Source organism: Shewanella sp. SR43-4 (assembly GCF_014163845.1).
Taxonomy (GTDB): domain Bacteria; phylum Pseudomonadota; class Gammaproteobacteria; order Enterobacterales; family Shewanellaceae; genus Shewanella; species Shewanella vesiculosa.
In genome coordinates, this window is the sequence record NZ_JACJEB010000010.1 from 61,187 (window position 1) to 86,216 (window position 25,030).

A 25,030-nucleotide genomic window follows, 5' to 3' on the forward strand; every position below is an offset into this window, starting at 1 on the left:
ACAAGACCAATAAAAAACCAAACCGAATTAATCGGTTGAAGAGGATAATATGGACAAACGACATGATCCAAGCCGTCGCATTATTGCCCCGCACGGTACTCAATTACAGTGTAAAAGCTGGTTAACTGAAGCGGCAATGCGGATGTTAATGAATAACCTCCACCCAGATGTAGCCGAGCGCCCAGAAGACCTAGTGGTTTATGGTGGTATTGGCCGTGCTGCGCGTGACTGGCAAAGTTACGACAAGATTATTGAGGTGCTAAAGCGCCTTGAAGACGATCAAACCTTATTGGTGCAGTCTGGTAAACCTGTAGGGGTGTTTACCACTCATGCCAATGCGCCCCGCGTGATTATTGCTAATTCAAACCTAGTACCACATTGGGCTAACTGGGAACACTTTAATGAACTGGATAAAAAAGGTTTGGCTATGTATGGCCAAATGACCGCCGGTTCGTGGATTTATATTGGTTCCCAAGGCATTGTTCAAGGCACCTACGAAACCTTTGTCGCCATGGCGAAACAGCACTTTAATGGCTCGTCAGCAGGCAAGTGGATTTTAACTGGCGGTTTAGGTGGCATGGGCGGCGCGCAACCATTGGCTGGTACTATGGCGGGTTATTCAGTATTAACCTGTGAAGTCGATGAAAGCCGTATCGATTTTCGCATGCGCACCGGTTATGTCGACAAAAAAGCCACTTCATTAGATCAAGCATTAGCGATGATTTATGAAGCAAACCAAAGCGGCAAGCCTGTTTCGGTGGGTTTACTGGCGAATGCCGCCGATGTGTTTACTGAGTTAGTGACTCGCGGCATTGTGCCTGATGTGGTCACTGACCAAACCTCAGCCCACGATCCATTAAACGGCTATTTACCTCAAGGCTGGACCTTAGAGCACGCAGCGCAAATGCGTAAAACTGACGAAGCGGCAGTGGTTAAAGCGGCTAAGCAGTCAATGGCCGTTCAAGTTAAAGCTATGTTGGCATTACAAGCTGCCGGTGCGGCAACCACGGATTACGGTAATAATATTCGTCAAATGGCCTTTGAAGAAGGTGTGAAGAATGCGTTTGACTTCCCAGGGTTTGTGCCTGCGTATGTGCGGCCATTATTTTGTGAAGGCATTGGACCATTCCGTTGGGTAGCCTTGTCTGGCGATCCGCAAGATATCTATAAGACAGATGCCAAAGTCAAAGAGCTGATCCCTGATAATCCGCAGTTACACAATTGGCTCGACATGGCGCGTGAGCGTATTGCATTTCAAGGTCTGCCGGCACGTATCTGTTGGGTTGGCTTAAAAGATCGTGCCCGCTTAGCGCTAGCCTTTAATGAAATGGTCAAAAATGGTGAGTTATCCGCACCGATTGTCATTGGTCGTGATCACTTAGATTCTGGCTCAGTTGCCAGTCCAAACCGTGAAACCGAAGCCATGCTCGACGGTTCTGATGCGGTATCGGATTGGCCATTAATGAATGCTTTACTCAATACGGCCAGTGGTGCGACTTGGGTATCATTACATCATGGCGGCGGCGTAGGCATGGGCTTTAGTCAGCACTCTGGGGTGGTGATTGTTGCCGATGGTACCGATGAGGCTGCGGTGAGATTAGGCCGAGTATTATGGAACGACCCCGCTACTGGGGTAATGCGTCATGCAGATGCTGGCTATGACATTGCAAAAAATTGTGCCAAAGAGCAAGGCTTAGACCTGCCAATGTTAGGAGCATAACCCATGTCGACTTATTCATTTGAACTTATTCCAGGTACGCTGACATTAGCTCAGACTCGTGCGATCAGCCGTAATAGTGTCAAGCTGACCCTTGCGAAGGAAGCGATTAAAGATATTAAGCAAAGTGCTGAGATCGTTCAGCAGGTGCTCCGCGAAGGCCGAACTGTTTACGGCATCAATACAGGCTTTGGTTTATTAGCCAATACTAAAATTGCCCCTGAAGACCTGCAATTACTGCAACGCTCTATTGTGCTATCTCATGCCGCAGGTATTGGCAAATACATGCAAGATGCCACTGTGCGCCTAATGATGGTATTGAAAATTAACTCATTAAGTCGCGGTTTTTCGGGCATTCGTTTAGAAGTGATTGAGTTTTTAATCCAGCTAATCAATGCCGGTGTGTATCCATGTGTGCCTGAAAAGGGCTCGGTTGGTGCATCAGGTGATTTAGCGCCACTCGCACACATGTGTTTGCCGTTATTAGGCGAAGGCGAAATGAGTTATCAAGGCCAGATCATTAGCGCTAAAGAAGGCTTAGACATCGCAGGATTACACCCCATAGAATTAGCCGCTAAAGAAGGTTTAGCGCTTCTCAATGGTACTCAAGCATCTACAGCGCTAGCGCTTGAAGGGTTATTTAATGCCGAAGACTTGTTTGCTGCTAGTTCAGTGATTGGTGCTATGAGTGTTGAAGCGGCTATGGGCAGTCGTAGCCCATTTGATATACGCATTCATGCTGCGCGTGGTCAAAAAGGCCAAATTGATTCGGCCGCTATTTTCCGTCATCTGTTAAGCAATGAGTCCGAAATTAGCTTAAGCCATACCAATTGCGAAAAAGTACAAGATCCCTATTCACTACGTTGTCAGCCGCAAGTGTTAGGTGCCTGTTTAACCCAAATACGTCAAGCTGCAGAAGTGCTTGGGGCTGAAGCTAACGGTGTTACCGATAATCCACTGGTGTTCCAAGACACTGGCGATATTATTTCGGGCGGTAATTTTCATGCGGAACCTGTAGCAATGGCGGCAGATAATCTTGCAATTGCGATTGCTGAAATGGGTTCAATTTCCGAGCGTAGAATGGCTTTACTCATTGATTCTAGCTTATCTAAGTTGCCGCCATTTTTAGTGGATAACGGCGGGGTGAATTCTGGTTTTATGATTGCTCAGGTGACTGCGGCAGCGTTAGCGTCTGAGAACAAAACCTATGCTCACCCAGCCTCGGTAGACAGCTTACCCACATCGGCTAACCAAGAAGATCATGTGTCGATGGCCACCTTTGCTGCACGGCGCTTACGCTACATGAGCGAAAATACCCGTGGTGTATTAGCCATTGAATTGTTAGCTGCTGCACAAGGACTCGACTTTAGAGCGCCTTTGCAACCAAGTACAGCAGTGGCAATGGCCAAAGCCGAACTGCGTGACATCGTCACGTTTTATGATAAAGACCGTTATTTTTCACCTGATATCGAGAACTCGGTCGATTTGTTATCGAGTGCAAGCTTTAACAGGCTGCTGCCACAGGGGATGTTACCGAGCTTTTAGTGATGCCACTGATCATTAGCATAAGATATTGATCAATAATCCGATAAAGGGCCGAAAGGTCCTTTTTTATTGCCTTTCTTGTTCAAGGCTAAGCTAATTTTTGTTTAATCTTTCATAGGTATACTGGCACTATTTATCACTGCTAACATAGCCGTGACTTACATTTATATTGAGCGTGTTACTGATCTTGTCGAGGTTTCGTTAACGTTCTGCATCAACACAATGCATAATGTCATATTGATAAGCCTGTGAATGCTTTATCATTTTTTACGCGATTTAATTTAAGTCTCTTTATTGAGTAAAGAGAACGTCTTGCTAAGGATTTTTTTGTGAATATAGATGTACGAGTTGAAATGGCGGCTTGGTTAACCCGCTTAGGCATTAATAGCCAACCATCGGATGGTGTTGCCACATCAATATTAGTTCTTGCTTGTTTACTGGTGGCAGGTATCAGTTACTACATTACCCACAGATTTGTGGTTCATGGTGTGAATGCCGTGATCCGTCGCTCCTCGGTGACTTGGGACGATATTTTTATGCGCTTTTTTGTATTTGAGCGCCTCGCTATTCTGGTACCGATTTTAATCCTCGATTTATTAATGCCTATTTTAGTGACTGAGCACCCGTTAATCAGTGCCATTATCGACCGTTCTCTTAGCGCTTTGTTGGTGTTCTTTATTATTCGCGCAATATATAGCGGCTTAAATGCCATCGATGAAATTGCTGATGTTAATCATGTGAATCGCCGTTTACCGGTAAAAAGCTTTGTTCAGCTAACCAAATTATTCCTGTTTTTTATTGGGTTAATTGTCGCATTTGCCATTTTAGCCGACCAGTCGCCTATTTATTTTTTTAGTGGCTTAGGTGTGGCAACTGGTTTGGTAATGCTAGTGTTTCGCGACACTATTTTGGGTTTTGTTGCCGGAATTCAGTTAGCGGCTAATCGCATGGTGAGTAAAGGCGATTGGATCCAAATGGATAAGTATGCTGCAGACGGCGCAGTTGAAGACGTTACATTAACCACAGTCAAAGTCCGCAACTGGGACAATACCATTACCATGATCCCAGCCTATGCATTAGTGTCTGATGCATTTAAGAACTGGCGCGGCATGTCTGAGTCTGGTGGTCGACGGATTAAGCGTTCAATCAACATCGATGTAAATAGTATTCAATTTTTAACTGATGAAGAACGTCTACGCCTAGGTAAGGTGAATTATTTAAAAGAATACTTACCACAAATATTTACTGAAATCAGTGTCGCTAATGCTAACGTAAGTGATATTGAAATGAAGGTGAACGGTCGTCATCTAACCAATATCGGAACATTCAGAGCATACTTACAAGAATATTTGCGCCGTCATGAAAAAATACATAAAGACATGACATTGATGGTTAGGCAGCTTGCGCCAACGACTGAAGGCTTACCCATCGAGTTGTATATTTTTACCAATGACATTCGATGGACCTATTACGAAGCCATTCAGGCCGATATTTTTGACCACATTTTTGCCGTGTTACCCGAGTTTGGTTTACGTGCGTTTCAAAATCCGACAGGAACCGATATTCGTAGCATAAAGCAACACACCGAACAAGATTGATAAGCGGTCAGATAATGGATCTCTGAGTCGTTAAATCACCGATACGACTCTTTATATCAGGGCTGTGCCCGTGCAAGCCAGTTGGTTAAATAATCTCAATAGGCAAGTTCGGGCAATAAGTCACCACAGCCATAGTGTGTCGACAGGTCTGAGCATAATGATAGGCTTGTGCTGACTGAAGGTTAAGTGACTCAGCGTATAAACAAGGACAGTGGGTTAAAGGTTATTTCTACATTGGCTAAGCAGTAGCATATCGCCGCTATTTTTGTTGATAGTCAGGGATTACTTTTGGGTGCACACCCTTGATTGAACGATAGAAATCCATTAACTGGTTTATTTCCGCTTCAATCTCTCCGCTCGGCTTTAAGGGCTTGGCAATCACAATGGCCTTTCGGCCAAAATCTAATCCTATTGGCACAATATCAACATTGGCTTTGGCTGCTATATGATAAAAACCACTTTTCCAACGTGTTACAGGGCTGCGGGTTCCTTCAGGTGCTAAGGCTAGTTTATAAAGCGGATCTTGTTGGAATAACAGTACGACGCCATCAACTAAATTATTGTATTTGCTTCTATTGACTGGACTGCCGCCCATGGCGCGAAACATCCACCCCCAAGGTGGAATAAACAGCTGATGTTTGCCCAAAAAGTGGATTTTAGTGCCTAACGCACTGCGAGCGATAATACCGATAATGAAATCCCAGTTGCTCGTATGTGGGCCAACAATGATGACGCACGGCCTGGTTTTATCCAGTTGGCCATCTATTTTCCAACCAAGTATTGTGAGTAATCCAGAGCAAAGTGAGCTGAACATGGCGTCATTCCAATCATTGAGCTTTATTAAGCTTTTTGTTTTATGGTATTGACTCATCAAAGCCTGTGCCGAGAATCGGAGTCAAACATGTTTTCTAGCTATTGCGACGTGTCAGTGTATCTGATCTCATATCAGCATAGTCGATCATCATGGCCATTTGATGCTTGAATCTGACTTAAAATAATCGCTGGCATGAGACTATGTTAGGCATGGGCTTAAATGCTCACAAGACAAATTTGTGCCTCAAGAGTGTGCTTATTCGCCCTAGGGAATACCGCTTAGCAGAGCACATCGGCATGCTAAGCGTGTAGCATCAACTCATTCTTAAGCGGGATGTGCTAGTGAGTGCTTGGTTTGCTAAATTCTGCAATACGTTTTGCCTCGTCTAGGATGGCTTGTTCTAATTCTGCTTCTGACTTCATCCGTTCCAAATCTAATTTCATCCGCTGTTGCTTTGGTAAAGCAGTGCGAGCTTCCATAATAGGGTGGTTTCTAATCAGCTCATAATGGCTAAACAGCTTAGGGAAGTCGGCGACAACTTGTTCCGACATGGATAAGGCATCAAATAATTTGCCAATGCGCATAACGCCTTCAGACAACTCACAGCGATCTTCTAACATTGCTGCAGCAATATAGCGGATATCGGTCAGTATCTGCTGTCTGCGCTCCTCGGCTTTAGTCTTACGCTCTGACTGTGCGAGTTGATTAGCTTGGGTGCGACGCTTAAGCGTTATCAGTAAGTATGTTGCGTAAGTTGCAAGGGCAATAATGATGAGTAATGCAATAACGATGGCGGTTGTAGACACAATTTATCCTTTTCTGAATACAAAACTGGCGCCATATGCGCCAGTTTTCTGATATCAAACCAAGAAATAGCTTGGTATTACTTTCATCGAGCAGACTAGTCTTTCTGCTGATAATCTTTAAGCAGATCCGCACCTGATTCAAAACGATTCAATAGGTCATCGTCGCTCAGTTGCTTTTTAGGGCTTTCCATTGGCGTATCATCACCATCAGTAAGACCTAAACTTAACATCAGTTGCTCAATTCTGTCTAATTGAGCGTCCAACCACTTTTGGTCTGCGTCAGATAAATCACGACCTTCTTCAAGTTGGTCGAGTAACTGATTTAATCTTGGATCGTCTTCGAGTTTCAATAACTTTTGCTCGTCAGTTAGCTTAGGCTGTTTAGGCTTAACCACTAAAGGCTTGGTAATTGATGTTGGTAATATTAATGCGACCGGCTTTTTACTGCCATGGCGTGCATCTTTATTTTTAACCGTTGCATTATCCGCGGCTTGTTTAAGCAACGTTTCATTATGACGGCTGCCTGATTTACGGCCGGTTTCTGACTTTTTACCATCGACCGCATTGCGATCGACTTTTTTTACTCTTGGGGCAAACTTAGCGCCGTTTTCGCCGCCTTTGCGAGTTTTTTTACTGCGAGCCATGATGTTCTCGTTAGGTTTTCTAAACACGTCCTTGCAGATCAATTTCTACAAGACACTAAATAAGGATGCGCTTTATATCAGATTTTGATGATTTTTGCATCAAAACCAGATCTTTCAATGCAAATAATAGCTCAAAATCACTATTCAATGCTAAATATTCAAATGTAGAGTGCTGATAAAAGCTTACATGAGTTGGATTGTTTTTGTAATGCCATTTGGCAAAATGGTCTTTATCAGTCAGTAAGGGAGTGCTTATTGCTAACCAGCCACCCGGTTTAATCAATTGATTGAGTAAGAGCCATTCTCGGTGAGGATGACGAAAGTGTTCAAAGACTCGATAACAGCACACAAAATCATAACGCTGTTGCAGCACTGACTGATCAGCAGCAAAAAAAGGATCGTACTCATTAACAATATGGCCGGCATCAGCGATAGATTGTCTACTGTGCTCGTCAAGTAAGCGGCCAAAATTGAGGCCTGTTAATGTACCGGTTTGTTGCTGAGATATTTGATCTAACAGTGGCAGAATAAATTGCGATAATGGCTTCTGTTTCGATGACTTTTGCGATCGACCATAGCGCTGCTTCTCAAGATCGGGCATCAGATGAGATTTTGGGTTAGCAAAGACTAAACCACATTGTTCGCAGCTGTAGAACGCTCTTTTTTTGTCTTGAACAAAAAATTCAGCAAAATGATTACAAAGCGGACATACATTCATCAAATACAGCAGCACCTAAGTATTGACTGGATAAACGATTATATAGCGAATGCGGTTAATTAAAAGTAAGTATTTGAAATCAAGTTGATATTAATGCTTTTTAGGCATAAAAAAAGGTGGCAGTATAAACTGCCACCTCGTAAAACAGTGCTTAATGCACTTTATTCTGATTCCAAGTATCCGTACTTGCTATGTGACTGTCCCGGTCAGATCTTTATTTATTCTGCTTTCCATGCCGTTTTTAGTTGTTATTGGTCATCAATGACGCTTTTTTATATTCTGTTGCCGTCCTGACTACAGCTTCCGTAGATGGTCTTCAATGACGCATCATTATCCTAATTGTCTTCAATGACATTAGTTAACCATCCTTGTTGCTTTGTACCTTCGAGCGATAAAGCTTCCAGTGTGCATCCTCAGCTATAAGCTTTGTCAGCTATTATTTGAATCTTCAAATAATACTCTGGGTTATCAGTCACTCTGTTGTGTAAGGCAGTGCTAAACAGCATGTAGACCAATCGGTCTGTTCCTTACAAATTTTACGACCAGTATTTCAAGATGAAATATCGACTCATGTAGTTATTATTAGTGAGCGGTCTTAAATTATTATTATTATAAATTAGCTTTATTCTTATATCTTAAATGTATCAGTCCGAAACCTGCTTGATGTTATTAGATTTATATTACAAACAGCTGGGTTTACCTCGGTACGGGGTGTATTTAACGCTAAAACAACGAACACTGTCAAGTAAAAATCAGTGAAGTTGACGTAAACGTAAACTTTAGGCGGTAAAAAATGGGCTCAAAAGCCCATTCTTTATTAGTGAATATTTAGTGGTATTAATGCTTAATACTTGAAATATATTTAGATAATGCTTCGATATCAGCATCAGATAATTTTTTCGCTACATCTTGCATCATGCCATTTAAATCGTTGTGACGAAGTCCATCACGGAATTGTGTTAGCTGAATTTTGATATAGTTAGCATGTTGACCGCCAACCATAGGGAAACCTGCAGCAGAGGCGCCTTTACCTTCCGGTCCATGACAAGCAACACATGCGGTAATTCCACGAGCGGTATCACCGCCTTTATACAGTTTTTCACCAGCAGCAGGTACATCGGCAACATTTGAGGCCGCTTGTACTTGGCTAGAGAAGTATGCTGAAAGGTCTGCAATGTCTTCATCACTGAGTCCCATAGCAAAGCCGATCATAATTGGGTTCATACGACCCTCAGCACCGCCGGTTTTCGCAGCTAAACGAAATTCAGTCAATTGTTTTTCAAGGTATGCAGGATGTTGACCTGCTAATTTAGGATACATATCAATCATACTATTGCCGTCAGCACCGTGACAGGCAGAACATACGATTGCTTTAGTTTTGCCTACTTCAGCATTACCTTCAGCCATAACTGATGATGACATAGCGGCTACTACAGACAGCGCAAGAGCTAACTTTTTCATGGCGTTCCAACTTCTAGTTAATTTATTGTCCTGAGCTTACTAGGAAGACCCGCAAGCGTGGTAAAATGTTTTTCCAAGCGCTTTGATGTAGTTTACGATGCTCGTTAAGAGTGAGATCATTTTTGACTACATCACACATATCAGCTTTGCTTGGGTATATAATGTGATCTGCCTAATATTTTACACGAAAATGTGCAAAAGTAAGCAATTGTTAAAAATTTATGGTAACGCGTTTACTAGAAGTAATTTAATTGGAGTTAAGAGTGACAGAATCTCGTATCGATTTCCGTAGGGCTAAGTTTTTAATCAGTGCGCCTGATATTGCGCATTTAGATCAGTATCTTCCTGGGGATATCGGGGTTGAGATTGCGTTTGCTGGACGCTCTAATGCCGGTAAGTCCAGTGCGTTAAACGCACTTACTGAACAAAAAAGTTTAGCTCGAACCAGTAAAACCCCTGGTCGTACCCAACTGATTAACGTGTTTCAGTTAGATGATGATCGTCGTTTAGTCGATTTACCGGGTTATGGTTTTGCCCAAGTTCCTTTAGCGTTAAAAAATAAATGGCAAGAGGCGCTTGGCGAGTATCTGCAAAAACGAGCTTGTTTAAGCGGCGTGGTGGTGTTGATGGATATTCGTCATCCATTGAAAGATCTTGATATGCAAATGATTGAGTGGGCCGTGATCAGTAATATTCCGGTGTTAGCATTGTTAACCAAATCGGATAAATTGACCCAAAGTGTCAAAATGAAAACAGTTAATGATGTCCGTGCTGCCCTAAAAGATTTTGGTGATAAAGTACAAGTGGAGACGCTGTCATCGCTAAAAGGCACGGGGAAACCTAAAGTGCTCAGTATTCTAAATGATTGGTGTCATCCCCAATGGTTAGCGGAACAGAAGGCCGAGCAAGCTTCAGAGTCTGAGTAACGATAGCATGATGTAATTGATTACCAACAGCACGAAAAGCCGACAACCAAGTCGGTTTTTTTATGTGTTTGATATGAGAATGGTGATTTTCAAGCAAAAAAAAACCGATAACCAAACGGTCATCGGTACAAAAAAATTAGCTCTTTTGGGGAGAAGCTAAATTCAACAAGACTCAAGTGCCATCAACTCAATTTGATGACTCTCAATAACCATACAATAACCTTTTTTTAACCAACATTAAAGTATTTACTCTAAATATTTTTGCGGTGAAAAAAAAATCAAAAAAAAGCCCCAGCAACCTGAGTTGCTGGGGCGCCGAATTTGGCTAGTCACTACTGCTAGTGAAATAAAGGTTTGAAAGATTGAACATCTTAACCTCTGTACCCTACAACGAATATAATACCGTATCCGCCTTAAAATGAAAAACTGTTTTTCATATAAAGATACAATAACTGTGAGTTTGGCAACAAATTAATGCAGCTTTGTTAACTGTGTCGACGAAAATGTTGTGTTTATTAGGTTGATTTGGGGTGTAGGTTATGCGCTTAAGGTCTACAAATGTTGAAAAGCGTAGCCGTTGAAACGTTTGGGCAATAAAAATGCCGTATTCCAATGAATACGGCATTTTATGCTTTAGCAACTTAGGTTATTTATCTTATGCAATGCAAACCTATCAAACTACGACTTAGTGGGCTTCATCCCAATTGTCGCCAATACCTGCCTCAGCTAACAAGGTCACATCTAATGATGCTGCTTGTGCCATTAAATCGCACACTTTGGTTTTGAGTGTTTCTGCTTGAGCTTCATCCACTTCAAACACTAATTCATCGTGTACTTGCATGATCAAGGTAATTTCACCTTGAGTATCTTGGTTAATCCACTGGTGGATAGCAATCATGGCTTTTTTGATTATGTCTGCTGCAGTCCCTTGCATGGGAGCATTAATCGCTGCTCGCTCAGCGGCTTGGCGGCGCATGGCATTGCGATCGTTGATTTCAGGTAAATATAAACGACGGCCAAATAAGGTCGAAACATAACCCAATTCAGCAGCAATGGCGCGGGTTTCTTCCATATACTTAAGCACACCAGGATAGCGAGCAAAATACGTGTCTATGTAGGTTTGTGCTTCGTTGCGTGGAATATCTAATTGCTTAGCTAAACCAAATGCAGACATGCCATAAATTAAACCAAAGTTAACCGCTTTGGCGCGGCGACGTTGCTCGGTCGTGACTTCTTCAAAGTGCACCCCAAATACTTCGGCTGCAGTGGCTTTATGAATATCTTTACCTTCAGCAAAAGCGGTCAGTAAGCCTTCATCTTGAGATAAATGAGCCATGATACGCAGTTCGATTTGTGAATAATCGGCCGCTAAAATTTTTCGACCCGCAGGAGCGATAAAGGCTTGGCGAATACGGCGGCCTTCTTCGGTACGGATAGGAATATTTTGTAAGTTTGGCTCACTTGATGACAAGCGGCCTGTTGCGGCATTCGCTTGATGATAGCTAGTGTGAACCCTGCCTGTGATGGCATTAACCATTAGCGGCAGTTTATCGGTATAAGTACTTTTTAGTTTTGCTAGGCTGCGATGCTCGAGAATAACTTTAGGTAAAGGATAATCAAGTGCTAGCTCGACTAATACGTCTTCAGCAGTTGATGGTGCACCCTTAGGAGTCTTTTTCTTTATTGGGTAACCTAGTTTTTCAAAAAATAGTGTCTGTAGTTGCTTTGGTGAGGCTAAGTTAAACTTCTCTTCGGCTATTTCGTAGGCTTTGTTTTCTAAATCATCAAGTTTTTTGGCTAACTCACCACTTTGTTGGCTCAGTAACATTGAGTCGATAAGGACACCTTGGCGTTCAACGTCTGACAGTACTTGAATTAACGGTAGCTCTAACTCATCAAACACACTGGCCAGTTTGGGTTCTTTTTCCAGTCTTGGCCATAAGTGTTGATGTAAACGCAGGGTAATATCGGCATCTTCAGCGGCATATGGTCCAGCAATATCTAAATCAACTTGATTAAAAGTCAGTTGCTTTGCGCCTTTGCCTGCGACTTCTTCAAAACTGATATTTTTATGGCCAAGATATTTAAGCGCTAATCCGTCCATGTCATGACGTGATGCTATTGAGTTAAATACATAGGATTCGAGCATGGTGTCAAAGCGGACACCTTTTAGGGTAATACCAACATTGGCTAAAATACTCATGTCATATTTGAGATTTTGGCCTAATTTCTGCGGTGTATCGCTTTCAAGAATAGGACGCAGTTTTTCAAGTGCGCTGGTTTTATCAATTTGTTGCGGTGCATCAAGGTAATCATGTGCTAATGGTAAATAAGCTGCTTTACCTGCTTCAGTGGCAAATGATAAACCCACAAGTTCAGCTTCCATGTAATTGAGGCTAGTTGTTTCAGTATCAATTGCAATCAGTTCAGCGCTATTGAGCTGTTCGATCCATTTGTCGAGTGCTTCCATCGTCAGAATCGTTTCATATTCTGCTTCAATGGTCGGTGATACCGTGATGTCTTCATCGCTATCTTTGTCGCTAACTGTGCCGCGAGGTTGCTTGTTATCTAATACTTCTGCTAACCAACGCTTAAACTCCATTTCACCAAAGCATTTAATCAGTTCATCTCGATCTTGTGGCTTAACTGTGAGTTCATGCCAGTCTTGTTCAAGTTTGACATCAGTTTTGATGGTGGCCAACTCGTAAGACAGTCTTAGCATATCGGCATTGTCGATAATTTTAGTCGGCATGGTTTTTGAGCCTCGAAAGCCCACTTCAATGACGCTTTGAGGATCCGCTAAAATCTTCTCTACACTTCCCACACCAAGCAGCATCGCTAGCGCGGTTTTCTCGCCGACGCCAGGTAAACCTGGAATATTATCTGACTTGTCGCCCATGAGTGCTAAAAAGTCGATGATTCTATCTGGATGGACACCGTATTTAGCCTTGACCTCTTCCGGTCCCATAATGGTGTCTGTCATAGTATTGATTAACGTGACATGCTCATTGACGAGTTGCGCCATGTCTTTATCGCCGGTACTGATTAAGGTTGCTCGGCCTTCTTTACTCGCTTGCAGGGCGATGGTACCGATAACATCGTCGGCTTCGACACCAGAAATGCTGATCAGTGGTAAGCCCATCGCGTGGATGATTTTGTGCAATGGTTCGATTTGAGTACGCAGATCATCAGGCATAGGTGGACGCTGGGCTTTATATTCGCCGTACATATCGTTACGGAAGGTTTTGCCTTTGGCATCGAAAACCACCGCAATATGACTCGGACTATAGCGGCTTAATAAACTGCGAAGCATATTAACGACGCCATAAACCGCACCAGTCGCTTCACCTTTTGAATTGGTTAAATGAGGCGGCGAATAATAAGCGCGATAAAGATAAGATGAGCCATCAACTAGGATGAGCGGGTTATTGGGAATCGTTGGCATAATTAATATTCGTGTTCATTATTTTGCGAGACTAATAGGATGACATTATACCCACAGCACCTCAAGATGCTTGTGAGATTGTCAGTTATTTATCCAAAATGACGCTAAATAATCTTGACGTATGACAAGTCGTGCATTTAGTGGGACTTTATCGGTGCAAATATCTCAGGAAGTAGAAAATCAGCCACGAAAAAAGCTCCCAGCCTGTGGATAAGTCTGTGAGTGGAATAGTCAACCTTGTTGGATAGATTTTCTTACGGCTTGAAATGAAATCAGTAACTAGTTGATTTTTTTAATTTATTTTTATTTTTGTGAGCTAAATATTAATTTTAATAAATATTACTATTTTGTGGACTTTTTTATTGATGTCAGTTAAGTCTCTCGCAAATTTAGTGATGTTTTGTGACTAAAAAAAGCGCATCTACTAAATTCGACGCTCTAAGTTAGCACGATTTTTAATCAGATCAACCGTTTTGTTAGTTTTTTGTTGTATTTTTTGTATTGTCACTTAAAAGATGAAGGAGAGTGTCATGAAAAAGGTTGCTGTTTTACTGAGTGGCTGTGGGGTATTTGATGGAACTGAAATTCACGAAGCGGTATTAACGCTTCTGGCGATAACCCAAGCGGGGGCGACATATCAATGTTTTGCGCCAGATATTACTCAAATGCACGTAGTGAATCATTTAACCGGTGAGGTCAATAACGACGAAAGTCGTAATGTTTTGGTTGAGTCGGCACGAATTGCCCGTGGTGAAGTGCTTAATGCTAATGCCTTAGAGGTCAGTCAATTTGATGCTTTGGTGATCCCTGGTGGCTTTGGTGCGGCTAAAAATTTATCAAACTTTGCCACCACGGGCAGTCATTGCCATATTCAGCCTATTGTAGAGAACTTTATTCGTGAATTCGCTTTAGCTCATAAACCGGTGGGTTTTGTGTGTGTTTCACCTGTGATGATCCCCAATATTTATGGCAAAGGAGCTATCGGTACTATTGGAACTGATTCTGATACCGCGCATGCATTTAATGAAATGGGTGGTAAACATAAAGCTGCACAAGTGGAAGATATTGTGGTTGATGAGGCCAATAAAATCGTCAGTACGCCAGCCTATATGTTAGCAACCTCGATTTTAGAGGCGCACATAGGTATTGATAAACTGGTTACAAAAGTGCTTGAAATGGCTTAACGATTAGGCGTGACATATATCGTACATGTGAGCGGATGAATAAAAAATGCCACCCTTGGTGGCATTTTTTATTCATCCTGCAAGAGTGTTAGTTCGTTTTCGCGGCTGGTGATTTTTTGCTATCAAATAATGCTTGAGCCAAACCAACACAAAGCCCTGCAATATGGGCACCATTTGCAATAGGCATTCCCAGCACATCCGTAAAGCCAAGAACGAGCCAAACCATCATAAACCCCATATAAGATTGCGGTAAATTAATACCACAAGTGGGTTTACGGATCCCCATTAACCAAGTGTAACCCACCACAGCATAAACGACGCCAGACAGCCCGCCAAAATTAGGCCCTGTCATGTAAAACTGCACAATATTGGGTAACGTACCCGCGACGATTAATAAAAATAATAATGGTCGAGTACCTAAATTGGTCTCAATTTTACCGCCTAAATACCACCACCAAAGTAAATTAAAGATAATATGCATAGCAGAAAAGTGCATTAGGCTAGGGGTGAAGACTCGCCATATTTGGCTTAAATCACTATCAGCTACGGCGCCGAAAAAAGATAATTTAGTAAAGATATCATTAGCAAAACCAAGGTTCATAGCAGCAAAAACGGCCACACATGCAAAAAAACATACTAATGTGAGTGGGCCTGCACCTGTCATAAACTGTTGAATGAGGCCTTTAGCTCCCGGGCCGTAGTCAAATTTAGTATCGGTAGCGCCGTTATCCCAAGATGCCTGCAAATACTTGCTGTCGTGAGGGTTTTTAGCAAACTCAAGTAACTCGGCGCGGGCTTGAACTTCATCAGCAGGGTTGGTGATCGCTAGGCCAACACCCTCAGCATGAGAAACAGCATGGCATTGAATATTTAACCCTTTAAGGTAGTCAATAAATGCTTGTGCTGCACGTGCATTAGGAAGTTGGCCAATTTCTATCATGAGTGAGCTAAGCTCCAAGCGCTGAAGCCGCCATCTAGGCTGTAAACATCATCAAAACCTTGCTCATTTAAGTAGTTGGCCGCACTTTGGCTACTCATGCCGTGATAGCACACTACGACCAAAGGTTTGTCCATATCAGCATCGGCAATAAAGGTTGCTAGATTTTCATTGGTTAGATTGGTTGAACCTTCAATGTGAGCAGCGGTAAAACTAGCAGCATCACGAATATCAACAACTTGTATGTCGTTAGATTCGGAGGACATATGGATAAGCTCATTAATCGACAGATGTTTAAAACCAGACATGTTATTACCTATAAAAATGTACGCATAGCGTTTGACTTAGTATCAGTCTGCAACAAGGGGTTGTATAAATACAACCCCTTGTTAGTGTGGATATGCTAGATGTTAATAATAATTAATCCCAGCTCAGGATAACCTTGCCAGACTGACCTGAGCGCATTGCATCAAAGCCTTTCTGGAAATCATCAATATTAAAGTGATGAGTAATGATCGGAGATAAATCTAAGCCAGATTGGATTAAACTGGCCATTTTATACCAAGTTTCGAACATTTCACGGCCATAAATGCCTTTGATGATCAAACCTTTAAAAATGATTTTGCTCCAATCAATAGCCATTTCGCCACCAGGAATACCTAGCATGGCAATTTTACCACCATGGTTCATCGTGTCTAACATGGCATGGAATGCCGATGGCACACCTGACATTTCTAAACCGACGTCAAAGCCTTCTGTCATGCCAAGCTCTTTCATCACATCTTTAAGACTTTCTGTGGCGACATTCACTGCGCGGGTAGCACCCATTTTACGAGCAAGATCAAGTCGGTATTCGTTTACATCAGTGATCACGACATGACGTGCTCCGACATGTTTACACACAGCAGCAGCCATAATACCAATAGGACCAGCGCCGGTAATTAATACGTCCTCACCGACTAAATCAAATGATAATGCGGTATGTACAGCGTTACCGAAAGGATCGAATATAGCCGCTAAATCATCTGGAATATCAGCCGGGATCTTGAAAGCGTTAAATGCAGGTAGCACTAAGTATTCGGCAAATGCACCGTCACGGTTCACACCCACACCTGAAGTGTTACGGCATAAGTGAGTACGGCCAGCACGACAGTTACGGCAATGGCCACAAGTAATATGACCTTCACCCGAAACGCGATCGCCAATACTGAAACCACGAACTTCCTGACCCATACTGACAACTTCACCGACATATTCATGGCCAGCAATCATAGGTACAGGAATGGTTTTTTGTGACCATTCATCCCAGTTGTAGATATGGACGTCAGTGCCACAAATAGCCGTTTTACGAATTTTAATCAGTAGGTCGTTGTGACCCATTTCTGGTTTTGGTGCATCGACCATCCAGATGCCTTCTTCAGGCTTTAACTTACTTAATGCTTTCATGTTAATGACCTATGTTGTCTGGAATTAGATAATGCCCATTTCTTTACCAATACGGGTAAAGGCACCAATTGCATGATCAAGTTGCTCGCGGGTGTGTGCCGCAGACATTTGGGTGCGAATACGCGCTTGGCCTTTAGGCACTACAGGAAACGAGAATCCAACCACGTAAATGTGTTCTTGCAACAAACGGTTTGAAAAGTCACCTGCCAATTTCGCATCGCCAATCATAACCGGAATAATGGCATGGTCTGCACCACCTAAGGTAAAACCTGCTGCTGACATTTGCTCACGGAAATAACGACTGTTTTCCCATACGGCTTCACGCAAGTCTTGACCGGTTTTTAGCATTTCAAGCACACAAATTGATGCACTAACAATAGAAGGCGCTAATGAGTTTGAAAACAGGTAAGGGCGCGAGCGTTGACGTAACCATTCAACCACTTCTTTCTTCGCTGCAGTAAAACCACCCGATGCACCACCTAAGGCTTTACCTAATGTACCGGTAATAATGTCGACACGATTCATAACATTACAGTATTCATGGGTTCCACGGCCATTTTGACCGATAAAGCCTACGGCATGAGAGTCATCGACCATCACCAATGCGCCATACTTATCGGCTAGATCACACACACCTTGAAGGTTAGCGATTACGCCATCCATTGAAAATACACCGTCAGTGGCGATCAAAATGTTGCGTGCACCAGCAGCCTGGGCGGCAATAAGCTGAGTTTCTAAGTCGGCCATGTCATTGTTGGCGTAACGAAAACGCTTAGCCTTACACAAACGCACGCCATCAATGATTGAAGCATGGTTAAGCGCATCAGATATAATCGCATCTTCTGCATCTAATAGGGTTTCAAATAAACCCGCGTTAGCATCGAAGCAAGATGAATATAAAATAGTGTCTTCCATGCCTAAAAATTCACTTAGGCTAGCTTCTAATTGCTTATGAATATCTTGAGTACCGCAAATGAATCGTACCGAAGCCATACCAAAACCATGACTGTCTAAACCTGCTTTTGCTGCTGCAATAAGATCCGGATGATTGGCTAGACCTAAATAGTTATTGGCGCAGAAGTTAATCACTTCTTCACTATTAACTTGGATGGCAGTTTGTTGAGCAGAAGCAATGACGCGTTCATTCTTGTATAAACCATCGGCTTTTACATCGATAATTTGCTGATTAATTCGGTCGTAAAAAGAGGTAGATGCCACCTGTGTTCTCCTAAATATGGTTATTATGCTTATCCAAATCACGCAGTAAACACCGCGATAAATGACAGGGTGTTCTGGAGTTGTTGGCATTCTAACCTTTATTTTTGCCGCTCTACAGCGTTTTTTTTAGTCGTCAGACCAACATGAGTTAGTTTAGGGCTACTGATATATTCACATTAAAAAAACTAATCATTAACATGGTTGATTACGATGTTGGGGAAGTGGATGCATCCGTCCAACATCATCCGCAAGTAACCGACTCAATTGTAGTCGGTTACTTGCGGATTGGAAGGCATGTTATGGATATGAGATAAGCGAGAATGTCAGTATTTGGTTACGCAGCGTTATGGCGCTCTTGGCTGGCTATATCTAAATAATGTTGTTCTAAACGGCAAAATGTTGCGCTTGACGTAGGCGTAGAATAAGCCTGAAAAATCATCAAAACTCGCAATAGTCCATCATACAGAGTGGCTTTAGTGATAGTTGATGTGCTGGATTGGGTTAATTGATAGCTGATCCAGAAGCTGACCATCATTTTAATTGTATCGGCAAGCGCAGTGACTTTATTATCATCGACATCGAGGAAACCGTCTTTTTTGAGTTTGCGAAGCACATCGCTTGAACGATTAAGCACTTGTTGTTGAGCATGTAAATAGCGTTTTTTAAGTGCTTCATCACGGCTTAAAATATCAGCGAGGTTGGCATACATAAACCTGAACTGCCACAAGGTGTAGAACATGGCATCAAAGTAACCCATTAATAACTCAATCGTAATAGGCACATCATCATAAGGCTTAAAGCCTGACTCTAAATGACTTTCATATAAACTAAAAATCGAATTGATAATGTCTTCTTTATTGCGGAAGTGATAATACAAATTACCCGGACTAATACTTAAGTGAGCGGCAATATGGTTAGTCGTAATGCTACGCTCACCATGTTCATTAAATAACTCTAAGCTGGCAAAAATAATTTTATCGCGGGTTTTCATTTGATTTCCATATTCATTATTAGCTTATTATCGGTCAAATAATTGCTTAAGCCGACTTAGTATGAGTATGTTAACATTGTGCTCATCTGACAAGCAAAAATCGATGACTCTTCTTCCATGAACCGTATTTTTTATTCTTTATTTCTGTATTTATTGTTTCCGCTGGTGGTGCTCTATCTTGCATTTCGGGCAATAAAAAGTGTCGATTACCGTCGTCGTTGGTCTGAACGTTTTGGCTTGGCCAAACTAGAGCAAACTGATGTATTGATCCACAGCGTGTCGATGGGGGAAACCCTGGCGGCGATTCCCTTGATTAAGCAGCTTATGGCAGCGCACCCAGATTATTTATTTACCGTCACCACTACCAGCCCAACAGGGTCTGCAGAGGTGGTAAAAGCATTTGGCGATAAGGTACAGCATTGTTATCTACCATTTGATTTTTCTTATGCTATTAAAAAATTTCTCCGCCAATTACAACCCAAAGTATGCATTATCATGGAGACCGAGTTATGGCCTAACTTAGTCCACTTTGCCGCGCGGCAACAAGTGACTGTGATTTTAGCCAATGCACGTTTGTCGCAAAAATCAGCCGATAAATACGCTAAAAAGCGTCGTTTAGCAGTACCTATGTTAAATAAATTCAAGTTGATTACTGTTCAAACTCAGGCTGAAGCAGAGCGGTTTATTCATCTGGGAGTGGAAGCTGAACGCCTACAGGTGTGTGGCAGTTTGAAGTTTGATCTCACGATTGATCCCATTAAAAAACAGCAAGCCAATACGCTTCGAGATCAATGGCATCGTGTTAATTCACCTATTTGGGTTGCCGGAAGTGTTCATCCTGGCGAGTTTGAGGCAATGTTAAGTGCCCATAAGCAGCTACTGAGTTATTTTCCAGATGCATTATTGATCATGGCACCCCGACATCCTGAGCAATTCAACTTAGCCGCGATTACGATTACTCAGTCTGGATTAACCTTAGCTAGACGCAGTATGCATGATGAAGTGAATGGGCAAACTCAAGTGTTACTTGGTGACACTATGGGGGAACTGGTTATGCTATATGGTACAGCTGATCAGGCATTTGTTGGCGGGACACTGATTAATAATGGTGGTCATAACCCGCTTGAACCTGCTGCCATGGGGCTACCTGTGTATGTCGGTCCCAATCATTGGGATTTTGCTGAAATTACGCAATTACTCGCAGATGCCGGAGCATTAAGCTGCATTACTTCTGCAGAACAATTAGCCCAAGAGTTACAACATAAGTTCACAGATAACCCCCTATATCAATCGGCGTCTTTTGCCGCTCTTGCAGTGGTTGAGCAAAATCGTGGTGCCTTATTAGAGCAGTTTACATTGATCAATCAACTTATCATTTAATCTTGAACGGTTAATCGTATGACAAGGCCATACGATGACTTGGTTTAGATAGGATTAACGCTTTGATAACCGTTAAGTAATTGCTGCCAGTGCTGTTGATTAAATTGCAGCGTAGCGAGTTTGGCGAGTTCTTTTTTAAAAGAACGTAGTAACCGCTGCAGATTGGCTTGTTGCCAGCTGGCTTGTGGTTGACGTAATTCACCTCTATCAAAATCAATTAGATAGAATTTCCCTTGAGCCAGTAGGATATTTTTAGCATTTAGATCTGCGTGATACACCCCACGCAGATGAAATTTGGCAATGGTCTCACCGAGTAAATACCATTGTGCTTCTGTCATTGGCTTATGGCGTAAATGCGCCACTAAATCGTTTGATCCAGCGACATGTTCAATGATGATGTCGGCCCGATACCATAAACCAAAGCGCTCAACATTCGCTGCTATTGGACGTGGAACAGCAAAGCCTTCTTGATATAAGGTTTCCAGTATGGCTAATTCAGCCACAGCGCGAGTATGTTGTAGGCCAGTATAAAGATAGGCATCACGGCTCAACTTTTCCATCATCCCACCACGCCAGTAATGACGTAAAACCCATGTTTGCGGCGAATCCGAGTTATCGGTTTTGACAAACCAGGTGGTATAACGCCCCTTAGATTGACCGACAATGGCATTTCTTTGTTGCCAAGCCTCTACGGCAAAGTCGTGAGGTTCCAGTTGTTGGGCTGTAGTTTCACACCAGGCAATATGGCCAAGTTGAGTGGTTTTTATTTGCATCTAATTATCAATAGCATTGGCGAGATTGTGGATCGAAATAACATTATACCTTAAGATCACTTACTTGCCTCCACCGTCTTACTTCTTCATTTAAGCATATTGGATAATCAATGAAAGCTGACTTTAGTGCGATACGTTCATTATGTTTACTGCGTTTATCTGCTATTGGTGATGTTTGCCACGCTGTAGCTATGGTACAGGCTATTCAAAAACAGTATCCCGATCTGAGTATCACTTGGGTTATTGGCAAGATCGAATATCAGTTACTTAAACACTTACCTGGCATTGAGTTTGTTATTTTCGATAAGTCTAAGGGCTGGCGTAGTTATGTTCAGTTACGTCGTGATTTACATGGTCAGCGTTTTGATGTGTTGCTGCACATGCAAGTTGCCTTGCGCGCAACCATAGCATCGTTAATGATTAAGGCCCGAGTGCGGGTCGGATTTGATAAAGCAAGAGCCAAAGAAGGTCAATGGTTGGTTACCAATCATGCCGTTGAGCCCTTGGCCACGCCGCATGTATTAGATGGTTTTATGGGCTTTGCTAATGCCATTGGCGTAGAAGACTTAACCCCAAGCTGGAATATTCCGGTACCGCAAGCCGATACTGATTTTGCTAAACGGCTCGTGGGTGATGATAAGGTGTTGGTGATTTGTGCTGCTGCCAGTAAAGCAGAGCGTAATTGGCTGCCAGAGCGTTACGCTGCCGTAGCCGATTACGCCATTGATCAAGGTTACCGAGTGATGCTGTGTGGCGGCCCAAGCGCGCTAGAACAAACCTTAGCAGATGTGATTCAATCTCATAGTCAGCAGCCCTTTGATAATCAAGTGGGCAAGACATCGCTTACGCAACTGCTTGCGGTGTTAAAGCAAGCGACAATAGTGCTTGCACCAGATACCGGGCCATTACATATGGCGGTGACTCAAGGTACTCCGGTTATTGGTTTATATGCTCATTCTAATCCCGGGCGAACGGGTCCCTATTTTTATCGAGATTATACCGTGTCTGTTTATGACCATGTCATAAAGCAACAGGTTGAAGGAGATGTAAACTGGGGTACGCGTGCTAAAGGCGAGCATTTAATGGCAATAATAGAGGTTGATGAGGTTATTGCCTCCTTCAAACAGTTTTGCGCAGAGCAATACACAGTTTCAGCTGCTGGTTTACGCTGATAGAAGATCAGCGATTATTCTGTTCGGTGACATATTCAATATGGAAAGGTTAAATGAAAATCTTACATGTACTACTTTGCCGAGGACCGTTTCCGGCGTTTAAGTTTGGCGGTACTGAGCGCGTGGTATGGTCATTGGCTACCGCTCAAAAACAGCAAGGTCACGAAGTTAAGTTTTTGATGCGCCCACATGATATTAGGCCTGAAGGAACCTTGTTGTACGATAAGAGAAAATCATTTAATCAACAGATTACTGATTGGCCTGATGTGGTGCATTTTCATTGCGCCTTTACCGGCGAATTAGATAAGCCGTTTGTGTGCACTGAACACGCCAATGCAGATAAAGCGAAACAATATGATCGCAACACTATTTTTATCTCCCAGCGCCATGCTAATAATCATCACAGTGATTGCTATGTTTACAATGGCCTAGATTGGTCTGAGTATGGCCAACCTAGCTTTGAATCTAACAGTAACTATGTTCACTTTTTGGGTAAAGCGACGGTTCGTCATAAAAACATGACTGGCGCCGCTAAGATTGCTAAAAAAGCGGGTCATAAATTAGCGGTATTGGGCGGTAAACGATTTGAGTTTGGTAAAAAAGGCTACTTTAACCTTGATATGAATATCGACTTTAAAGGCATGGTGGGTGGCGATGATAAATTTACGATTATTAAGCAATCACAAGCGTTATTATTTCCAGTGAGATGGCATGAACCCTTTGGCTTGGCGATAACCGAAAGCCTGTTTTTAGGTACGCCAGTTATTGGAACACCCTTTGGGTCTTTACCTGAGATTATCACCCAACCTGAAATGGGACTTCTGACTACAGATTATAATGAGATGGTGGATGCACTGAAGCACCTAGATCGTTTTGATCGTAAAGTGTGTCACCAAGTGGCAAGGGATGTGTTTAATGCCGATGTGATGGCGCAGCAATATCAAGCCATGTACGACAAGGTGCTTAATGGTGAATATTTAAATCAGGCTGCACCTTATGCTACCCAGAGCTTATTAGATTTACTGCCTGTTACCGAATTGATGTCATAACTCGTATCATTCACGGTTAACCGTTTCAATAAAAAAGGCCTATTCGGCCTTTTTTATTGACTCCAATTATAACCGTTCAGCTAGCTTGGGCGTGCCACTATAATGTTGCTTTAGCTGTTGGGTGAATGCATCAACAATTTGCTGCGGTGTAATTGATTTCGCTTGGCCGCTACCAGTTAAAATAATACTGTCGCCCTTGGGTTGCCATAGGGTTAAATCATTCGACATTATGGTCACTTGTGGTTTATCCATGCATACAGCTAAGTGTGCCGTAGCGGTTTCAGCGCTAATGACGATATCGCTTTGTGCAATTAAGGCGGGCAATTGAAAGAAGTTTTGCTTGGCGGTAAATGTGGTAATCGCTAAATGGTTTAGCTCGCTATCTTCAGCAACTTGAGTGGTCACTTCATTCAATTTATCTGGTGGACAGTTGAAAATATACACCAGATTTTGATATTGAAGTTCGAGAGTCAAAATCACTTGTTTAAGTTGAGTAAAAGGATAATCACGTTTATCGGCGGTGGATAAATGGTTTACAAACACCACCAGTTTATTGGTGTCATTTGCGGTTAACTTGTTAATCAGTGTACAAGCTTGTTGTTGATAAATGGCATCAACATGAAACACTAACTGCTTTTGACCATCGACTAAATCGCCACAAGTAAGACCTAACGCCCGCTCGAAACATTGGCTATATAAATCGGTAATATGTTGGCTGCTCTTAACCATGTCATCGTAGCTGAAGTAGGCATTTATATTATTAAAATACAGCCATTTTGCTATCGGGTTACTCAATGGTTTACTTTTAGAGGCGACGACAAAGGCTGAAGTTGATATTTTTCGAGCAATTTTTGCGAACTGCTCACTGCGATTCTTACCAATAAATACAATTAAATCATAATTGAGCGATTGTGCTTGGCTGATATAGCCTTGTCTTTGGGCGAGATCGCCAACAATGGGGTAAGTGTTATCGATAATACCCAGTGAGTCTATCCATTCATTGAGGACTTTATTGCGGCCTGTTGCCCACGATTGTGGACGACTACGACAATCATCAAACCACACATCAATAACCAAATGTGGATACTTAGCTTTTAGGGCTTTTAACCAGACACTCTGGTAAACAAAATCACCAATGGCTAAGTGGGTCATATACAAAATACGCTGGGCATTTTGTAATTGTGTATGGCTAATTAATGAAGACAC

General features: G+C 42.5%; 21 protein-coding genes. 8 read left to right on the forward strand and 13 right to left on the reverse strand.

What is annotated here, in order from left to right; genetic code table 11:
• Positions 1-49 precede the first annotated feature (49 nt).
• The 3 genes from hutU to H5123_RS12860 all read left to right on the forward strand — a co-directional run bounded on the left by hutU (position 50) and on the right by H5123_RS12860 (position 4,860).
• On the forward strand, positions 50-1,720 hold the full coding sequence (gene hutU / locus H5123_RS12850; protein WP_182698213.1) for a urocanate hydratase: 1,671 nt from the start codon (positions 50-52) through the stop codon (positions 1,718-1,720).
• 3 nt (positions 1,721-1,723) lie between these two features.
• Positions 1,724-3,262 carry a histidine ammonia-lyase gene (gene hutH / locus H5123_RS12855; protein ID WP_182698214.1) on the forward strand — a complete coding sequence of 513 codons (1,539 nt, stop codon included), beginning with the start codon at positions 1,724-1,726 and terminating at the stop codon, positions 3,260-3,262.
• 353 nt (positions 3,263-3,615) lie between these two features.
• Complete coding sequence (locus H5123_RS12860; RefSeq protein ID WP_220487642.1) at positions 3,616-4,860, forward strand: mechanosensitive ion channel domain-containing protein; 1,245 nt, start codon at positions 3,616-3,618, stop codon at positions 4,858-4,860.
• A gap of 259 nt (positions 4,861-5,119) precedes the next feature.
• On the opposite strand, the gene H5123_RS12865 is transcribed toward H5123_RS12860, so the two are convergent.
• The 5 genes from H5123_RS12865 to H5123_RS12885 form a co-directional block, all read right to left on the reverse strand.
• On the reverse strand, positions 5,120-5,674 hold the full coding sequence (locus tag H5123_RS12865; protein ID WP_124016677.1) for a 1-acyl-sn-glycerol-3-phosphate acyltransferase: 555 nt from the start codon (positions 5,672-5,674) through the stop codon (positions 5,120-5,122).
• A 338-nt stretch (positions 5,675-6,012) separates the two neighbouring features.
• Positions 6,013-6,480: a DUF2489 domain-containing protein gene (locus H5123_RS12870; protein ID WP_182698215.1), complete on the reverse strand. Its 468-nt coding sequence runs from the start codon at positions 6,478-6,480 to the stop codon at positions 6,013-6,015.
• A 95-nt stretch (positions 6,481-6,575) separates the two neighbouring features.
• A complete protein-coding gene (yihI, locus tag H5123_RS12875; protein WP_124016679.1) occupies positions 6,576-7,124 on the reverse strand; it encodes a Der GTPase-activating protein YihI in 549 nt (182 codons plus the stop codon).
• Between the two features lie 55 nt (positions 7,125-7,179).
• Positions 7,180-7,842, reverse strand: coding sequence for a methyltransferase domain-containing protein (locus H5123_RS12880; RefSeq protein WP_182698216.1), 663 nt, complete (start codon positions 7,840-7,842; stop codon positions 7,180-7,182).
• Positions 7,843-8,679: 837 nt separating this feature from the next.
• Positions 8,680-9,303, reverse strand: a complete 624-nt coding sequence (locus H5123_RS12885; protein ID WP_182698217.1) for a cytochrome c — start codon at positions 9,301-9,303, stop codon at positions 8,680-8,682.
• A gap of 263 nt (positions 9,304-9,566) precedes the next feature.
• On the opposite strand from H5123_RS12885, the gene yihA reads away from it, so the two are divergent.
• Positions 9,567-10,229: a ribosome biogenesis GTP-binding protein YihA/YsxC gene (gene yihA / locus H5123_RS12890; RefSeq protein ID WP_124016682.1), complete on the forward strand. Its 663-nt coding sequence runs from the start codon at positions 9,567-9,569 to the stop codon at positions 10,227-10,229.
• A gap of 685 nt (positions 10,230-10,914) precedes the next feature.
• Here the strand turns inward: yihA and polA are convergent.
• The gene (gene polA / locus H5123_RS12895; protein WP_182698218.1) at positions 10,915-13,674 is read right to left on the reverse strand and encodes a DNA polymerase I; all 2,760 of its coding nucleotides are present in this window, start codon (positions 13,672-13,674) and stop codon (positions 10,915-10,917) included.
• A 530-nt stretch (positions 13,675-14,204) separates the two neighbouring features.
• Between polA and elbB the strand changes: the two genes are divergently transcribed.
• Entirely contained in the window at positions 14,205-14,858 is a 654-nt protein-coding gene (gene elbB, locus H5123_RS12900) for an isoprenoid biosynthesis glyoxalase ElbB (protein ID WP_182698219.1), read from the forward strand.
• 88 nt (positions 14,859-14,946) lie between these two features.
• Here elbB and glpG read toward each other — a convergent pair whose 3' ends face one another.
• The 5 genes from glpG to H5123_RS12925 form a co-directional block, all read right to left on the reverse strand.
• Complete coding sequence (gene glpG, locus H5123_RS12905) at positions 14,947-15,798, reverse strand: rhomboid family intramembrane serine protease GlpG (protein WP_182698220.1); 852 nt, start codon at positions 15,796-15,798, stop codon at positions 14,947-14,949.
• A complete protein-coding gene (gene glpE / locus H5123_RS12910; RefSeq protein ID WP_124016686.1) occupies positions 15,795-16,103 on the reverse strand; it encodes a thiosulfate sulfurtransferase GlpE in 309 nt (102 codons plus the stop codon). Before glpE ends, glpG begins: the two co-directional genes overlap by 4 nt.
• Before the next feature lie 112 nt (positions 16,104-16,215).
• A complete protein-coding gene (tdh, locus tag H5123_RS12915) occupies positions 16,216-17,241 on the reverse strand; it encodes an L-threonine 3-dehydrogenase (protein ID WP_124016687.1) in 1,026 nt (341 codons plus the stop codon).
• A 24-nt stretch (positions 17,242-17,265) separates the two neighbouring features.
• Positions 17,266-18,459, reverse strand: coding sequence for a glycine C-acetyltransferase (locus H5123_RS12920; RefSeq protein ID WP_182698221.1), 1,194 nt, complete (start codon positions 18,457-18,459; stop codon positions 17,266-17,268).
• Positions 18,460-18,793: 334 nt separating this feature from the next.
• On the reverse strand, positions 18,794-19,450 hold the full coding sequence (locus H5123_RS12925; protein ID WP_124016689.1) for a TetR/AcrR family transcriptional regulator: 657 nt from the start codon (positions 19,448-19,450) through the stop codon (positions 18,794-18,796).
• Between the two features lie 117 nt (positions 19,451-19,567).
• Here H5123_RS12925 and waaA point away from each other — a divergent pair, with 117 nt between their 5' ends.
• Positions 19,568-20,830, forward strand: a complete 1,263-nt coding sequence (gene waaA, locus H5123_RS12930; protein ID WP_182698222.1) for a lipid IV(A) 3-deoxy-D-manno-octulosonic acid transferase — start codon at positions 19,568-19,570, stop codon at positions 20,828-20,830.
• 44 nt (positions 20,831-20,874) lie between these two features.
• On the opposite strand, the gene H5123_RS12935 is transcribed toward waaA, so the two are convergent.
• Entirely contained in the window at positions 20,875-21,603 is a 729-nt protein-coding gene (locus H5123_RS12935) for a 3-deoxy-D-manno-octulosonic acid kinase (protein WP_182698223.1), read from the reverse strand.
• A 110-nt stretch (positions 21,604-21,713) separates the two neighbouring features.
• Here H5123_RS12935 and H5123_RS12940 point away from each other — a divergent pair, with 110 nt between their 5' ends.
• Together H5123_RS12940 and H5123_RS12945 are read left to right on the forward strand one after the other, a co-directional pair.
• Positions 21,714-22,775: a glycosyltransferase family 9 protein gene (locus tag H5123_RS12940; protein WP_182698224.1), complete on the forward strand. Its 1,062-nt coding sequence runs from the start codon at positions 21,714-21,716 to the stop codon at positions 22,773-22,775.
• Positions 22,776-22,828: 53 nt separating this feature from the next.
• The gene (locus tag H5123_RS12945) at positions 22,829-23,824 is read left to right on the forward strand and encodes a glycosyltransferase family 4 protein (RefSeq protein WP_124016693.1); all 996 of its coding nucleotides are present in this window, start codon (positions 22,829-22,831) and stop codon (positions 23,822-23,824) included.
• 66 nt (positions 23,825-23,890) lie between these two features.
• Here the strand turns inward: H5123_RS12945 and H5123_RS20790 are convergent, their stop codons facing one another.
• A complete protein-coding gene (locus H5123_RS20790; protein WP_182698225.1) occupies positions 23,891-25,030 on the reverse strand; it encodes a glycosyltransferase family 9 protein in 1,140 nt (379 codons plus the stop codon).